This is a genomic window from Acidovorax sp. K2F (genome assembly GCF_025246485.1).
Taxonomy (GTDB): Bacteria; Pseudomonadota; Gammaproteobacteria; order Burkholderiales; family Burkholderiaceae_C; genus Acidovorax; species Acidovorax delafieldii.
In genome coordinates, this window is the sequence record NZ_JAOBSQ010000051.1 from 345427 (window position 1) to 360700 (window position 15274).

Here is a 15274-nt window from a genome sequence, read left to right on the forward strand (position 1 = left end):
AGATCGCCATGAGCGACCGGCCGCAGGACCTGCACGAAGAGGTGGCCAACAGTGCGCTGCACGGTGCTGCGCTGGTGGGCGCCTGCCTGGCCGTGCCACAACTGCTGCAATCAGCCCCCGCCGCGCATCCCGCAGCCATAGGGGGTGTGCTGGTATTTGTGGCCACCATGGCGCTGCTGTATGGCGCGTCCACCCTGTACCACGCGCTGCCGCCGGGGCGGGCCAAGCAATGGGCGTTGCGGCTGGACCATGCGGCGATCCACCTGTTCATTGCGGGCAGCTTCACCCCGTTTGCGTTGAGTGCGCCGGGCCACACGCACCATGTCACCGCCCTGGCCCTCGTCTGGCTCGCTGCCCTGGCGGGCTGCTGGCTACAGCTGCGCACAAGGCGCACTGCGCACTGGCTGTCAACGGCCTTGTATGTGGCGATGGGCTGGGTAGCGCTGCTGGCGGCCTTGCCCCTGATGGCCCATGTGCCCGCCGTGAGTGCGGCCTGGCTGGTCATCGGCGGGGCCGCATACACGGCCGGTGTGGTGTTTTTTGTGATGGACGCCGTAGTGCGCTACGCCCACGCCGTGTGGCATGGCTGTGTCATCGCAGGCACGGGCTGTCACGTGATCGCGGTGCTGGGCCTGCAGACGGCAGCTTAGCCACGCAGACAACAAGGGGGCGCAAAGCGCGCTCCTGCACCGACCTCGCGGGCCCTGCGCAAGCCGTTGGCACCGCACCCATGCGACGGCTGCAAACACCTGCGGCACGCAGGCCCTATCGCGTCTGGCGTTATCGCACCTAAAATCACGCAGGTCCTCGCCCGCAGAGGCAGGGCCCATCGTCATTCCAATCAACGAAAAAACATCATGGCAACTGCAAAGAAAACTCCCGCTCCCGCAAAGAAGGTGGCCGTCAAGGCCGCAGCACCCGCCGCCAAGAAGGCAGCACCTGTAGCCAAAAAGGCGGCTCCAGCCGCCAAGAAAGCAGCCGCTCCCGCCGCCAAGCCCGTGGCCGTTGCTGCCGCCCTGAAGCCCATCAAGGCTGCTTTCAACAAGACCACGCTGGTCGCCCATCTGGCCGAACAGTCGGGTGTGGAGCCCAAGGCTGCCAAGGCCGTGCTGGCTGCGCTGGAAGCCGCCATCCTGGGCTCGGTGCACAAGAAGGGCTCTGGCGAGTTCACGCTGCCTGGCGTGCTCAAGATCGGCCTGCAGCAAGTGCCTGCCAAGAAAAAGCGTTTTGGTAAGGACCCGTTCACGGGTGAAGAGCGCTGGTTCCCCGCCAAGCCCGCCTCGGTCAAGATCAAGACCCGCGCCCTGAAGAAGCTCAAGGACGCAACCGCCTGATGCACCCAGCGCCGCAAGGCGCCTGCTTCAGCACCGGGGGCCGCGAGGCCCCTTTTTTCTTTTGGGGGAACCCGCAAGGGTGCGCGACGACGCCTCCCCTACACGCCCTGGGCCCCGCGCAATCAGGCCCTGATGACCCCTGGCGCTGCAGGATGGGCGTACAACGCCTGCACCGCTGCCGCGCGGCGTGACAGCACCGCCCCCTGGTTGATGTAGCCCTTGTCGGTGATTTCCCCTGCGTCTGCATCAGGCGCCATGTCCATCACCATGGCCCGTGTGGGGCATTGCGAAGACCCAGCGCCCGCATCGCGGCGCGCGCGCATCACGGCCTGCAATGCTTGCTCCAGCCGCTCAGCGTCGGCCGCACCGGCCGCAGACGGAAACACCAGCATGCCCACCTCATCGCGGTCATGCCCGGTGAGCACGATGTCCTGGACCAGCGGCGCCAGTTGCGACACCAGCTCCACCCGCAACGTGCCCACCGACACCCAGCTGCCGCTGGACAGCTTGAAATCCTCCGCCACGCGCCCGTTGAAGACCACGCCTTTGTCTGGCTGCTCCGCGTCCACCAGATAGCCCGCGTCGCCGATGCGGTAGAACCCCTCGTGATCGAACGCGGCCGCCGTTTCACGCGGCGCATTGCGGTAGCCCGCAAACACCGACACGCCACGAACCCGCATCTCCAGCTTGCTGCCGTTGGGCACCAGCTTCAGCTCCAGCCCTGGCAAGGGTGCACCAATACAGCCCGCGCCTTCAAGGTGCCAGTGCGCGGTGGTGACGGCCGGCGCTGTCTCTGTGGATCCCCACGATGTCGTGAGCCACAGCGGCTGGGCGGGGCGCACGCGCCGCGCAACGGCCTGCAGGCGCTGCCAGGTCGATGGAGCCAGCGCCGCCGCCGCATAGAAGGCCAGCCGCATGCGCGCCAGCACGTCAGCGGCCAGGCCGTCGTCGGCCTCCAGAAACGGCAGCAGCATGTCAAAGCCCCGGGGCACATTGAACAGCATGGTGGGCTGCACCTCGCGCAGGTTGCGCACCGTCTTGTCGATGAGCCCCGGCACCGGCCGCCCCTCGTCGATGTAGAGCGTGCCGCCGTGGCACAGCACCATGTTGAGGTTGTGGTTGCCGCCAAAGGTATGGCTCCAGGGCAACCAGTCCACCAGCACTGGCTTTTCGTGCTCCAGAAAGCGCCACGCCTGGGCCATCATCTGCTGGTTGGCGCAGAGCATGCGGTGGGTGTTGATGACCACCTTGGGCCGACCGGTGGAGCCGGAGGTGAGCAGGTATTTGGCATGGTCATCAGGCAGCAGCGCCTGCATGGCCTGCTGCACCTGGGGCGTTTCCTGCCCAGCGAGCAGATGCTCCCAGGGCAGCGCACCCGGACACGCGGAGGCGTTGCGGCTGAACACCCGCACGGCATCGCTGTCCCAGCCTTGCAGGGCTGCCGCATAGACGCTGGCATCGGACGCATAGACCAGGCTGGGCTCCAGCACCGACAGCATGCTGTGCAGGCGGCTGTGGTCCTGGGAGCGCGCATACGCGCTCGACAGCGAACAGGGGGTGATGCCCACATGCATGGCCGCCAGCATGAGCACCGCATGGTCCACCGCGTTGTCGGACAGGATGGCAATGGGCCGCCCTACTGGTAACCGCAGGTCCAGCAGCGACTGGGCCACGGCGCCCACCTGGCGGCGCAGCTGGGCATAGGTCAGGCTGCGCCAGCCTTCTGCGCTGTCGCTCCGCTCGGCCAGTGCCAGGGCATCAGGCGTCTCTTTGGCCCAGCGTTCCAGCCATTCCCCCACACAGCGGGCATAGGGTTGCAGCGCCATGGGAGAGCGCAGCGTGAAAGAACCATCGTCAAACTGGGTGCGCACAGCGCGCGCCGGGGCAATCTGGCGCTCGTCATCAAGAAAGGCTGGGTACATGGTGGGTTCTCGGGAGCGATGGAGGTTCAAACACTGAGGCGCGATGCCTCAGGCATCGAGATCGGGATCAGGTTGGCCGAGCAGCCCAGACGCCTGCTTGGCGCACAACAGCTGGATGAGCAAGGCATCCCGCGCACGGGCCAGATCGCTGGCCTGCCTGTCACCCAGCGCCTGCGCCACACCTTCGGTCACCTGGCGCTGCAAGGCTTCGGTCATGGACGGCGTGCCCAGGTCCTGCCACCAGCTTTCGATGGGACCGCCCAGGTGGGCCAGCAGGTGGGCTATGCCACCGTCGCCACCCGACAGGTGCAGGTTCATGAACGGACCCATCAGCGCCCACCGCAAGCCGGGGCCCTGGGAGATGGCTGTGTCGATGTCTTCCACAGTGGCTACGCCCTGGTCCACCAGATGAAAGGCCTCGCGCCAGAGCGCCGCCTGCAGGCGGTTGGCAATGTGCCCCTTGATCTCACGCCGCACGTGGATGGGACGCTTGCCAATGCGGGTGTAGAACGCCATGGCATCGGCCACCGCCTGGGGCGTGGTGCGCTCGCCGCCGCCTACTTCGACCAGCGGGATCATGTGCGGCGGATTGAACGGGTGGCCCAGCACCACGCGCCCGGGGTGCGCGCAATCCTTCTGCATGTCCGTCACCGCCAGCCCCGAGGAACTGGACGCCAGCACCACATGCGCCGGGGTCGCTGCATCCATGCGGCGGAACAGGTCCACCTTGAAGTCGAGCCGCTCGGGCCCGTTCTCCTGCACAAAGTCGGCCTGCGCCAGAGCATCTTCCAGCAGCACATGAAAGTGCAGGCGCTCCTGGCTTGCCCCCGAGGCCAGCCCCTGCTGCGCCAGCGCCACCCAATGCGAGGCGACGGCGTCGCGCAGTCGCTGCTCGGCCCCTGGCGACGGGTCGGTGGCATGCACGTCCAAACCCCGTGCCAGAAAGTACGCGGCCCAGCTCGCGCCAATGGTGCCGGTGGCCACCACAGCCACGCGCTTCACGGTGTGTGCCATGGGGAACCTTTCAGGAATCTGCCGTGAAGCCGACCTTCTTCACCAGCGGGCCCCAGCGCTCATATTCGGCCTGTTGCGAGGCCAGCATCTCCGCAGGCGTAGAGCCCTTCGCGATGAGCCCCACCACGGCCAGGCTGTCCATGACGGCCTTGTCCTTGATCGCTGCGTTGATGGCGGCATTGGCGGCAGACACCACGGCTGCTGGCGTGCGGGCCGGGGCGTAAAAGCCAAACCATTCCTCGGTCGTGAGTTCTGGAAAGCCCTGCTCTGCAAACGTGGCGACCTCGGGCGAAAACGGCGACCGCGCCTGACCCGAGGTGGCGATCAGCCGCAGCTTGCCCGCCTTGTGGTTGGGAATGAAGTCTCCGCTGGGCGTGACCATCGACGCGATCTGCCCGCCCACCACATCGGTGACGCCCGGGATGGAACCGCGGTACGGCACATGCTTGAGGTCCACGTCGTTGTTCAAGCCCAGCAGCGCACCGATGAAGTGTGGCGTGGAGCCCGCTGCGGGTGAGCCGTAGTTCGCCTGCCCGGGGTTGGCCTTGGCCCAGGCCAGAAAGTCCTTCACCGTCTTGACGGAGGCAGGCACCAGCGGCCCCACAGCCAGACCATGGTGCATGACGGCGCCGATGGACACCGGCACAAAGTCCTTGGCCGGGTCGTAGCTCAGGCGGCTGTAAATGTGCGGGTAGATGGACGTGCACGAAAACGGCGATAGCGTGAGCACGCTGCCATCGGCGGGCGCACCCTTGAGCGACTCCAGCGCGATGCGGCCGCCCGCGCCGGGCTTGTTTTCCACCACCGCGGGGTTGCGGGTGTAGGGCGATCCCGCCAGCTTCTCGCCCACCCTGCGCGCCACGCTGTCGCCCGCGCTGCCTGCGGGAAAGCCGTAAAAGATCTTGACCTGGTCGATGGTCTGCGCCCAGGCGGCCAGCGGCGACAAGGCCCCCAGCACAGAGGCGCAACCAACGTGGTGCATGAACTGGCGGCGGGTGTGCATCATCATGTGTCTCCTGTGGATGGAGCCGTCATTATTTTTTGACGCCCTTGCACATTCAGTCATCGCGATGACATTTGGACTCAGGGAATACGCGCACGCGCCTGTACAGCACACAGTGGCGCAGGAGACACTCTCACCATGTTGGTCAAACTGGCGCCCCCTACCCTCACCGATCTGCTGCTGCACTCTGCCTGGTTCCCGGCCCTGGACAGCGCCGCCCAGCAGCGGGTGATGGACGATGTACGCGAGGTCGAAGTGCCCCAGGGCGGCGAGCTGTGCCGACGCGGCCACACCCCGGTGCACTGGTATGGCGCCATCGAGGGGCTGCTGAAGTGGACCGTGACCTCGGGGGATGGCCGCTCGGTCACGCTCGGCGGACTGTCGGCGGGAAGCTGGTTTGGCGAGGGCACCTTGCTGCGCGGCACGCCGCGCACGGCCGACGTGATCGCACTGCGCCCCAGCCGCGTGGCGCTAGTGCCGATGGAGACCTTTGAATGGCTGCACGCCACGCAGCGCAGCTTTGACCACTTTCTGCTGCGCCAGATCAACGAGCGCATGCACTGGTTTCTGGGCAACTTCACGGCCCACCATTTGCTCGATACCGACAGCCAGGTGGCCCGCGCGCTGGCAGGCCTGTTCCACCCCTGGCTGCACCCGGGCAGCGACACGCACCTGCAGGTGTCGCAGGAAGAAATTGCCAATCTCTCGGGCGTATCACGCCAGCGCTGCAACGCGGCGTTGAAGCGGCTGCAGGCCGCTGGCCTGCTGGAGATCGAATACGGCGGCATCACCGTGACCGACCTGGAAGGCCTGCGGCGCCAGGTGGAATAGCCCCTTTTTTGGGCGTCGCTGGGTGCATGGGCTACCGCCCGCTACTGCACCATCTGCCGCTATGTGGGCGAGTGGTGCGCTTGGATGAAGGTGACCGCAGCGGCCGTCACCGCACCAGGCTGGTCACGGTGCGGAGAGTGCGCGCAGTCCGGCAATTCCAGCAACCGGGTGCCTCGCACCCGCTGGGCAATGCCCCGGGTCTGGGCCAGGGTGCCGTACTCGTCATCACAGCCCTGGATGGCCAGCACGGGGGCGCGGATCAGGGCGACCTCCGGCTCGATGTTCCACGCACGGAACGCCGGGTCCAGCCAGACGCGGTTCCAGCCCCAGAAGGCCGAATCCCCATCGTCGTGGTAACGCGCCAGCTTGTGGCGCAGATCGGTCTGTTCGTAAGCGTCCCGCGCGCGTTCGATGTTTTGCACCGTCACGTCTTCCACAAAGATGTGCGGCGCCATCACCACCAGCCCTTGCACACGCAGCGGCCAGCGTGCTGCCAGCAACAGGGCAATCGAGGCGCCATCGCTGTGGCCAAAGAGCCAGGCGGCTTCCTGCACGCCCACTGCATCGAGGAATGCGGGCACCACCTCGTGTGCCTGCTGGTGCATGAAGTCCACGCCCCACACCTCGTCCGCGCGCCGGGGTGTGGACCGGCCATAAGCAGGACGAGAGAACACCAGCCCCCGAAACCCACCCGCATCGCACAGCTGGCGCGGGAAGTCCTTCCACATCGCCACGGAGCCTAGGCCCTCGTGCAGGAACACCACCAAGGGGGCAGTGCTGCGCTCGGGAGCTATCCACTGGTACTCGATATGGACCGTGAGGTTGCGCCAGCGCACTGGCACATTCTCAGTGCGCCCCACGGGGCTGGGTGCAACGTCGTTGGCACTCACGCCCGCTGCTCCCGCTCGCGCAGCCGAAAGCGCTGGATCTTGCCGGTGGCCGTCTTGGGCAGCTCGGGCAAGAATTCGATCAGACGCGGGTACTTGTACGGCGCCAGGCGTTCCTTCACAAAGGCCTTGAGTTCATCCGGTGTGACCGCCTGGCCGTCCTTGAGCACCACAAAAGCCTTGGTCTTGGTCAGGCCGTCGGCGTCCTGCGTGCCGACCACGGCTGCCTCCAGCACGGAGGTGTGCTGCATCAGCGTGGCCTCCACCTCGAAGGGGGACACGTAAATGCCGCTGACCTTGAGCATGTCGTCGCTGCGCCCGGCGTAGGTGTAGTAACCCTCGGCATCGCGCACATATTTGTCGCCGCTTTTGGTCCACGCGCCCTGGAATGTCTCGCGGGTCTTGGCGCGGTTGTTCCAGTACATCAGCGCTGCACTGGGGCCCTGGATGTAGAGGTCGCCAATCTCGCCCTGCAGCACCTCGCTGCCATCTTCACCACGCAGGGATATCTCGTACCCGGGCACCGGTTTGCCCGTGGTGCCGTAGCGCACATCGCCAGGGCGGTTGGACAGGAAGATGTGCAGCATCTCTGTCGAGCCAATGCCATCGATGATGTCGCAACCGAAATGGTCCTTGAAGCGCTGCGCGATCTCGGCCGGCAGCGCCTCGCCGGCAGACGAGCACATGCGCAGCGCCACCGCACTTCGGGAAGGCAGGCGGGGCGAGGCCAGCATGCCGGCAAAACCGGTGGGCGCCCCAAAGAACACCGTGGGCTGGTGGCGCGTCCAACGCTCGAAGGTGGCGTCTGGCGTGGGTCGCTCGGCCATCAGCACCACTGTGGCGCCCACTGACAACGGGAAGGTCAGGCTGTTGCCCAGCCCATACGCAAAGTAGAGCTTGGCAGCCGAAAAGCACACATCCTTGTCGGTCAGGCCCAGCACCGCCTTGCCATACAGCTCGGCCGTCCACCACAGGCTGCCCTGCGTGTGCACCGTGCCCTTGGGCTTGCCCGTGGAGCCCGAGGAATAGAGCCAGAACCCGGGCTCGTCAGGCCCCGTGCGCGCGGGCGCGGCGAGCACGGGGGTGCTGGCAATGGCGGCCTGCATGTCCACCGCCCCTGCAGCCAATGTGCCATGCGGCTGCGACACCACACACGCACGCACCTCATGGTGGGGTGCCAGGGCCAGCGCCTCGTCCAGCACCGGCAGCAATGCACCGGAGACCAGCGCCGCCTGCGCGCGGCAGTGCGTCAGCATGTAGGCGTAGTCGTCGGGCTTGAGCAGGGTGTTGACCGCCACAGGCACCACACCCGCGTAAAGGCAACCCAGAAACGCCACCGGCCAGTCGCTGGTGTCCAGCATCAGCAGCAGCACGCGCTCCTCGCGCCGCACGCCAGTGTTGGCCAGCACCGCCGCCAGCCGCCGTGCGCGGTCTTCCAGCGCGCTGTAGCTCAGGGTCCCCCGGTCGTCGATGTAGGCGATGCGGTCACCCCGCGCGCGGTTGAGAGCAAACAGATGCTCTGCAAAATTGAACTGTTCCGGAAGGCTGTTCATGGCGTGTCTCCGTCGCGATGGTGTGGTCGTTGTGGGTGGGGCTGAGGGGTCAGCAGCCCAGCGCAGCAAGCACTTCGGGGCTGGCCTGCACCGCACTGCGCTGGTGGTAGAAGTCCAGCGCCCGCAAGCCACCCAGCTCAGCACCACCACCAGCCCGGCCGGGCCCCCCATGCAGTGACATGGGCATGACATTGCCGTGGCCCGTGTGCGCAGTGGCCACTGCCGGCGTCACCACATGCACACGGCCATTGCTCGCAGCCAGCGCTACGGCGGCCTGGGCCAGGGCCTTGTCGTCGGCGCCATAGAGCGAGGTCACCAGCGAGCCCTGGCCACGCTGCGCAAGGGCCAGCGCATGGGGCAGGTCGTTATAGGGCAGCAAGGTGGCCACCGGTCCAAACACCTCCACGTCATGAACGATGGAGGCCTTGTCGGCATCGCGCGCGCCCAGCAGCACCGGGCCGACGCAGGCGGCCACTGCAGAGTCGGCATCGACCAGCGGCCGCGTTCGGCCGTCATACACAAGGTCGGTATGGGCCCCCAGGGCGGCAATGCCTGCCTGCACCCCATCGAACTGGGCGCGGCTGACCAGCGAGCCCATGCGCACTTCCGGATTGCGGGGGTTGCCCACCACCACGCGGGCCAGCTGGGCGCTGACAGCCTCCGCCACCGCAGCGTACGACGCAGTGGGGACGAGGATGCGGCGGATCGCGGTGCACTTCTGGCCTGACTTGACGGTCATCTCACGAACGACTTCGCGCACCAGCAAGTCAAAGGCGGCGCCGCCCGGCTCTGCGTCGGGCATCAGTAGCGCGGCATTGAGGCTGTCCGCCTCGATGTTGGCGCGCACCGAACGCTGCGCCACCGCCGGATGCGCGCGGACAACGCCCGCCGTCTCGGCAGAGCCGGTGAACGACATCACATCAAAGGGTTGCAGCGCATCCATCAGGCCCGCCGAGCTTCCCGCGATGATCGACAGCGCGCCGGCGGGCAACACCCCCGCGTTCACCACGTCCTGCACCATGCGCTGGGTCAGCCACGCCGTGGATGTGCCGGGCTTGACGATGACCGGCATGCCCGACAACAAGGCGGGCGCGGCTTTTTCCCACAGGCCCCAAGCAGGAAAGTTGAACGCGTTGATGCACAGCGCCACCCCTGGCCTCGGCACCTGCAGGTGCTGCGACTGAAAGACCGGTTCCTTGCCCAGCCTGACGGCATCCCCGTCACGCAGCACGCGCACATCGCCCAGCGCCTCACCCCATTTGGCGTATTGGCCGAGCGTGAAGATGCCGCCGTCGATGTCCACCGCAGAGTCCGTCTTGACGGTGCCGGAATTGGCGGTGGCGATGACGTAATAGCTGTCGCGGTGCGCCTGCAGCACCTTGGCGACCGCGCCGAGCATGGCGGCCCGCTCACGATAGGTGGCAGCGCGTAGCTCAGCTCCCCCCTGTTCGCGGGCAAACGCAAAGGCCTCGGGCAGATTCAACCCCGTGGCGTCCACCCGCACCAGGGCGGTGCCCAGCACAGGATCGCGCAGCTCAGTGCCGGGCCCCGTTCCGTGTTGCCAGCGGCCGGCAACGTGGTTGGCGAGCAATTCAATCATGCAGTCGTTCTTTCAAAGCAAGAGGGTCCATGGGGGGAGCAGCGCTGGCGCCAGCCCTAGCGGGTGAACTGGATCTGCCCCTCGGGCAACAGGTACAAAACCAGCGCCCTGCCGCGCGCCACCGTAGGGTGGTGTGCACTGCCGGGCGGGTAGACGCACCAGCCGGCAGGGTGGCCGTCAAACAACGCTTCCCCCTCCAGTGGCATGATCAAATCGATTTCGCCCTGCGGGTGGGTGTGGTGGGGGCCACCAATGTTTTGCATGTCCACCACGTCCACAGAAAATCGGTGCAGGGCATCTTCGGGCTTGAACACACGGCCATAGCGGATGCCGCCGCCTTCGCGTTCACACAGCCAGCCTTCACGTGCGCCCTGAATGCACGCCTCCCGCAAGCGCTGGTAGGTCGCACTGGTGGGGCCGTGCGCGGTGTTCAGCCATTGCGCCAGAGCGGCATCCAGGGGTTTGCCAGCGAGCTGGGCGGTCAGATCAACCAGGGCTTGGTGAAATGCAGTTTTGTCGGACATGGGCAGTGGGTGCAGCTAGAGTCGGGGCCCAATCTGCACCGTTTTTGATCCACCGCCTTGCGCGCATCCAAAACATGCAGTATTTTGCCAATTGATGAACCATAGTTACCTCAAAGATCCATGTCAAGCACTATAGTGCATGAAAAGCGTTTTCCCTGAGAAGACCAGGGCGCTCCATGAAAAGGATGGGTATGAATGAAACAGAAACGGCGGGGCTGCTCGCACCCGCCTCGGCGCAGGAGGGTGCGCAGTCATCGGCCGAGGAGCCCAAGAACCCTCTTCTGGTGTCGCTGGGCGAGCGCGTTCGCAATCTGCGTGCACAGCGGGGCCTGACCCGCAAGGCGGTAGCGGTGGCCGCCGACGTGTCGGAGCGCCACTTGGCCAACCTGGAGTACGGCACGGGCAACGCCTCCATCCTGGTGCTGCAGCAGGTGGCCCATGCGCTGCACTGCTCGCTGGCGGAGCTCGTGGGCGATTTCACAACGCAATCGCCCGAATGGCTGCTGATCCGCGAACTGCTGGAACACCGCAGCGAGCCCGAACTGCGGCGTGCCCGCCTGGCGTTGCACGAGCTGCTGAGTGGGGGGCACAACGACGCAGCAAGGCACCGCCGCATTGCGCTGGTTGGTCTGCGGGGGGCTGGCAAATCCACCCTGGGGCCGCTGCTGGCGCGCGAGCTGGATGTTCCCTTCATTGAACTGAGCCGCGCCATCGAGGCCCTCGCCGGGTGCAGCGTGCGCGAAATCCACGACCTGTACGGCACCACCGCCTACCGCCGCTACGAGCGCAGGGCGCTGGAAGAGACCATCCAAATCCACAGCGAGGTGGTCATTGCCACGCCGGGTGGCATTGTGTCGGACCCCGCCACTTTCAACGAACTGCTGGCCCACTGCACCACCGTGTGGTTACGGGCCGCGCCCGAGGAACACATGGGGCGTGTGGTGGCACAGGGCGACATGCGCCCGATGGCCGCCAGCAAGGAGGCCATGGACGACCTCAAGCGCATCCTGGACGGGCGCGCTGCTTTCTATTCCAAGGCCGAAATCACGGTGGATACCTCCGGCCAGACCCCCGAGCAGAGCCTGCAGACCTTGAGTGCCAGCGTGCGCAAGGCCATGGCCCGCGTGGCGTAAAAACCTGCACCCGGTCTGAACGGCTGCCGCCCGGACATCGGCGCCGCAGCACCCACGCCCATCCCGGCACAGCACAGCGCCCGCCACCGCGGCGGCCTGTGCAGCTCGCCCCTCCCAATCGACCCGTGCACAGCTCTCAGCAGAGCTGCCCGTCTACCCGAATGCCATCGGCAAAAAAATGCATTGACACACCGAACAACATGCATGATGATGCACATAAACAACTGCATACAAGCACTATATTGCATTAATTCTCCACGGAGACCTCATGGCAGACCTCACCCACGTTCCCGAACGCGTTGACTACCGCACTGATCCCACGCAGTACCGCCACTGGACCTTGTCGGTCGAGGGTGCCATTGCGCGGCTGTCCCTTGACATTGCGGAGGACGGAGGGATCCGTCCTGGCTACAAGCTCAAGCTCAACAGCTACGACCTGGGGGTGGACATTGAGCTGCATGACGCGCTCAACCGCATCCGCTTCGAGCACCCCAACGTGCGCAGCGTCATCGTCACCAGTGGCAAGGACCGTATCTTTTGCTCGGGCGCCAACATCTTCATGCTGGGTGTGTCCAGCCATGCCTGGAAGGTCAACTTCTGCAAGTTCACCAACGAGACGCGCAACGGCATTGAAGACTCCTCCAAACACTCGGGCCTCAAGTTCATTGCGGCAGTGAATGGTGCCTGCGCGGGCGGTGGCTATGAGCTGGCACTGGCGTGCGATGAAATCATCCTGGTCGATGACCGGTCGTCTGCCGTGTCGCTGCCCGAAGTGCCTTTGCTGGGCGTGTTGCCCGGCACCGGTGGGCTGACACGTGTCACGGACAAGCGCCACGTGCGGCACGATCTGGCCGACATCTTCTGCACCAGCGTGGAGGGTGTGCGTGGCCAGCGCGCGGTGGACTGGCGCCTGGTGGACCGTATCGCCAAGCCCGCGCAATTTGCCGTCACGGTGCAAGAGCGCGCCGCCGCCCATGTACAGACCAGCACCCGCCCCAGCGGAGCACAAGGCATTGCCCTGCCACGCGTGGAACGGCAGGACCATGCCGACGGCATGCGCTACCAGCACGTGACGGTGGACATCGACCGCGCACGCCGCACGGCCACGCTGTGCATCCGCGCCCCCGAGGGAGCGCAGCCCGCCGACACGGCAGCCATTGAAGCAGCGGGCGCCGCCTGGTGGCCGCTGGCACTGGCCCGCGAGCTGGACGACGCCATCCTGAACCTGCGCACCAACGAACTGGACATTGGCACCTGGCTGCTGAAGACCGAAGGGGATGCGCAGGCGGTGCTGACCAGCGATGCCATCTTGCTCGCGCATCAGGACCACTGGCTGGTGCGCGAGACCATCGGTGCGCTGCGACGCACGTTTGCCCGTCTGGATGTGTCCTCACGCAGCCTCTTCGCGCTGATCGAGACGGGATCGGCTTTTGCCGGCACCCTCGCAGAACTGGCCTTAGCGGCAGACCGCACCTACATGCTGGCCCTGCCCGACGCGCCAGAGCAGGCCCCAACGCTCACCCTGAACGCATTCAACTTTGGCCTGCTGCCCATGGTGAATGACCAAAGCCGCTTGCAGCGCCGCTTCTACGAAGAGGCGGGCCCGCTGGAAGCGGTCCGCGCTGCCGCGGGCCGGCCGCTGGACGCAGACAGCGCACTGGCGCTGGGCCTAGTCACGGCAGCCCCCGACGACATCGACTGGGCCGACGAAATCCGTATCGCCATTGAAGAACGCGCCGCCATGTCGCCCGATGCGCTGACCGGCCTGGAGGCCAACCTGCGCTTTGCCAGCAGGGAGAACATGAACACCCGCATCTTCGGGCGCCTGACCGCGTGGCAGAACTGGATCTTCAACCGCCCCAACGCCGTGGGCGAGAAGGGCGCGCTCAAGGTTTACGGCACCGGCCAGAAGGCCGGGTTTGACCAGACGCGCGTCTGACCCCCTGCCCTGCATTCGATTTCCATCCAGAGGAGCACCCCATGAGCAGCATCAACTACAGCGAGAAGATTCCCAACAACGTGAACCTGGGCGAAGACCGCACGTTGCAGCGCGCGCTAGAAGGCTGGCAGCCCAACTTCATCAACTGGTGGGACGACGTGGGTCCCGAGGGCTCCACCAACCATGAGGTCTATCTGCGTACCGCCGTGAGCGTGGACCCGAACGGCTGGGCCCAGTTCGGCCACGTGAAGATGCGCGACTACCGCTGGGGCATCTTTTTGAACCCAGGCGACAGCAACCGCGAGATCCACTTTGGCGACCACAAGGGCGAAAAAGCCTGGCAGGACGTGCCCGGCGAGCACCGCGCCAATCTGCGCCGCATCATCGTGACCCAGGGCGACACGGAGCCTGCCTCGGTCGAGCAGCAGCGCCACCTGGGCCTGACGGCGCCCAGCATGTACGACCTGCGCAACCTGTTCCAGATCAATGTGGAAGAGGGCCGCCACCTGTGGGCCATGGTGTACCTGCTGCACAAGCACTTCGGCCGCGACGGCCGCGAGGAGGCCGAAGCGCTGCTGCAGCGCCAGTCCGGCGACGAGAACAACCCGCGCATCCTGGGCGCGTTCAATGAAAAGACGCCGGATTGGCTGGCGTTTTTCATGTTCACCTACTTCACTGACCGTGACGGCAAGTTCCAGCTCTCGGCCCTGGCAGAGAGCGCTTTTGACCCGCTGGCGCGCACCACCAAGTTCATGCTGACCGAAGAGGCCCACCACATGTTTGTGGGCGAAAGCGGCATCTCGCGCGTGCTGTCGCGCACCGCACAGGTGATGAACGACCTCAAGACCGACGACCCTGCCAAGGTGCGTGCGGCTGGCGCCATCGACCTGCCCACCGTCCAGCGCTACCTCAACTTCCACTACAGCGTGACCATCGACCTGTTCGGCGCCGACCAGTCGAGCAACGCCGCCACGTTCTACAGCTCGGGCCTCAAGGGTCGCTACGAAGAAGGAAAACGCACGGACGATCATGTGCTCAAGGGCCAGACGTACAAGGTGCTGGAGGTCAAGGACGGACAGCTGCTGGAAAAAGAAGTGCCCATGCTCAACGCGCTGAACGAAGTGCTGCGCGACGACTTCATCAAGGACTCCATGGCGGGCGTGGGCCGGTGGAACAAGGTGCTGGAGAAAGCGGGAGTCCCCACCCGCCTGGTGGTCCCCCACAAGGCCTTCAATCGCCAGATCGGCGCGCTGGCGGGCATCAAGATGTCGCCCGACGGCCGCGTGGTGAGCGAGGCAGAATGGACCGCGCGCAAGGCCGAATGGCTGCCCACGCCCGAAGACTTTGCGTTTGTGGGGTCGTTGATGGGCCGTGTGGTCGAGCCGGGCAAGTTCGCCGGCTGGATCGCGCCCCCCGTCATGGGCATCAACCGCCAGCCGGTGGATTTTGAGTACGTGCGTTTTAATTGATCGCAGCTGAGTTGCCCGTGCCGCATTCGCCGCCCCTGGCAAGACGGCGCGAGCGGCACGGCGAG

13 protein-coding genes are annotated in these 15274 nt (G+C 65.9%); 6 read left to right on the forward strand and 7 right to left on the reverse strand.

Annotation, left to right across the window (positions count from 1 at the left end; all coding sequences use genetic code 11):
* Positions 1-8: 8 nt before the first annotated feature.
* Together trhA and N4G42_RS20420 are read left to right on the forward strand one after the other, a co-directional pair.
* A complete protein-coding gene (trhA, locus tag N4G42_RS20415; protein WP_260668485.1) occupies positions 9-650 on the forward strand; it encodes a PAQR family membrane homeostasis protein TrhA in 642 nt (213 codons plus the stop codon).
* 207 nt (positions 651-857) lie between these two features.
* Positions 858-1334 (forward strand): HU family DNA-binding protein, encoded by a 477-nt coding sequence (locus tag N4G42_RS20420; protein WP_260668487.1) that lies wholly within the window; start codon positions 858-860, stop codon positions 1332-1334.
* A 122-nt stretch (positions 1335-1456) separates the two neighbouring features.
* On the opposite strand, the gene N4G42_RS20425 is transcribed toward N4G42_RS20420, so the two are convergent.
* The 3 genes from N4G42_RS20425 to N4G42_RS20435 are packed head-to-tail and all read right to left on the reverse strand — an operon-like array spanning position 1457 to position 5273.
* Complete coding sequence (locus N4G42_RS20425) at positions 1457-3256, reverse strand: feruloyl-CoA synthase (RefSeq protein ID WP_260668488.1); 1800 nt, start codon at positions 3254-3256, stop codon at positions 1457-1459.
* Between the two features lie 48 nt (positions 3257-3304).
* Positions 3305-4270 carry a 3-hydroxyacyl-CoA dehydrogenase NAD-binding domain-containing protein gene (locus N4G42_RS20430; RefSeq protein WP_260668489.1) on the reverse strand — a complete coding sequence of 322 codons (966 nt, stop codon included), beginning with the start codon at positions 4268-4270 and terminating at the stop codon, positions 3305-3307.
* 10 nt (positions 4271-4280) lie between these two features.
* Complete coding sequence (locus N4G42_RS20435) at positions 4281-5273, reverse strand: Bug family tripartite tricarboxylate transporter substrate binding protein (protein ID WP_260668516.1); 993 nt, start codon at positions 5271-5273, stop codon at positions 4281-4283.
* Between the two features lie 138 nt (positions 5274-5411).
* Between N4G42_RS20435 and N4G42_RS20440 the strand changes: the two genes are divergently transcribed.
* On the forward strand, positions 5412-6104 hold the full coding sequence (locus N4G42_RS20440) for a Crp/Fnr family transcriptional regulator (RefSeq protein WP_056746945.1): 693 nt from the start codon (positions 5412-5414) through the stop codon (positions 6102-6104).
* Positions 6105-6163: 59 nt separating this feature from the next.
* Here N4G42_RS20440 and N4G42_RS20445 read toward each other — a convergent pair whose 3' ends face one another.
* Genes N4G42_RS20445 through N4G42_RS20460 form a run of 4 tightly spaced genes read right to left on the reverse strand, consistent with a single transcriptional unit; the run spans position 6164 to position 10668 of the window.
* A complete protein-coding gene (locus N4G42_RS20445) occupies positions 6164-6994 on the reverse strand; it encodes an alpha/beta fold hydrolase (protein ID WP_260668491.1) in 831 nt (276 codons plus the stop codon).
* Positions 6991-8544 (reverse strand): benzoate-CoA ligase family protein, encoded by a 1554-nt coding sequence (locus tag N4G42_RS20450; RefSeq protein WP_260668493.1) that lies wholly within the window; start codon positions 8542-8544, stop codon positions 6991-6993. Before N4G42_RS20450 ends, N4G42_RS20445 begins: the two co-directional genes overlap by 4 nt.
* Before the next feature lie 49 nt (positions 8545-8593).
* Positions 8594-10144, reverse strand: a complete 1551-nt coding sequence (locus tag N4G42_RS20455) for a 3,4-dehydroadipyl-CoA semialdehyde dehydrogenase (RefSeq protein WP_260668495.1) — start codon at positions 10142-10144, stop codon at positions 8594-8596.
* Positions 10145-10200: 56 nt separating this feature from the next.
* Positions 10201-10668, reverse strand: coding sequence for a DUF4863 family protein (locus N4G42_RS20460; protein WP_260668496.1), 468 nt, complete (start codon positions 10666-10668; stop codon positions 10201-10203).
* A 191-nt stretch (positions 10669-10859) separates the two neighbouring features.
* On the opposite strand from N4G42_RS20460, the gene N4G42_RS20465 reads away from it, so the two are divergent.
* The 3 genes from N4G42_RS20465 to boxB all read left to right on the forward strand — a co-directional run bounded on the left by N4G42_RS20465 (position 10860) and on the right by boxB (position 15209).
* A complete protein-coding gene (locus N4G42_RS20465; protein WP_056746950.1) occupies positions 10860-11801 on the forward strand; it encodes a helix-turn-helix transcriptional regulator in 942 nt (313 codons plus the stop codon).
* A gap of 268 nt (positions 11802-12069) precedes the next feature.
* Entirely contained in the window at positions 12070-13740 is a 1671-nt protein-coding gene (gene boxC, locus N4G42_RS20470; RefSeq protein ID WP_260668497.1) for a 2,3-epoxybenzoyl-CoA dihydrolase, read from the forward strand.
* 41 nt (positions 13741-13781) lie between these two features.
* Positions 13782-15209, forward strand: coding sequence for a benzoyl-CoA 2,3-epoxidase subunit BoxB (gene boxB / locus N4G42_RS20475; protein WP_260668499.1), 1428 nt, complete (start codon positions 13782-13784; stop codon positions 15207-15209).
* The last annotated feature ends 65 nt before the right edge of the window (positions 15210-15274 follow it).

Coding starts and splice junctions, on each gene's coding strand:
- N4G42_RS20420 (WP_260668487.1), top strand. CDS start 858: ATGGCAACTGCAAAGAAAACTCCCGCTCCCGCAAAGAAGGTGGCCGTC.
- N4G42_RS20430 (WP_260668489.1), bottom strand. CDS start 4,270: ATGGCACACACCGTGAAGCGCGTGGCTGTGGTGGCCACCGGCACCATT.
- boxB (WP_260668499.1), top strand. CDS start 13,782: ATGAGCAGCATCAACTACAGCGAGAAGATTCCCAACAACGTGAACCTG.
- N4G42_RS20450 (WP_260668493.1), bottom strand. CDS start 8,544: ATGAACAGCCTTCCGGAACAGTTCAATTTTGCAGAGCATCTGTTTGCT.
- N4G42_RS20435 (WP_260668516.1), bottom strand. CDS start 5,273: ATGCACACCCGCCGCCAGTTCATGCACCACGTTGGTTGCGCCTCTGTG.
- N4G42_RS20440 (WP_056746945.1), top strand. CDS start 5,412: ATGTTGGTCAAACTGGCGCCCCCTACCCTCACCGATCTGCTGCTGCAC.
- boxC (WP_260668497.1), top strand. CDS start 12,070: ATGGCAGACCTCACCCACGTTCCCGAACGCGTTGACTACCGCACTGAT.
- N4G42_RS20455 (WP_260668495.1), bottom strand. CDS start 10,144: ATGATTGAATTGCTCGCCAACCACGTTGCCGGCCGCTGGCAACACGGA.
- N4G42_RS20460 (WP_260668496.1), bottom strand. CDS start 10,668: ATGTCCGACAAAACTGCATTTCACCAAGCCCTGGTTGATCTGACCGCC.
- N4G42_RS20465 (WP_056746950.1), top strand. CDS start 10,860: ATGAATGAAACAGAAACGGCGGGGCTGCTCGCACCCGCCTCGGCGCAG.
- N4G42_RS20425 (WP_260668488.1), bottom strand. CDS start 3,256: ATGTACCCAGCCTTTCTTGATGACGAGCGCCAGATTGCCCCGGCGCGC.
- trhA (WP_260668485.1), top strand. CDS start 9: ATGAGCGACCGGCCGCAGGACCTGCACGAAGAGGTGGCCAACAGTGCG.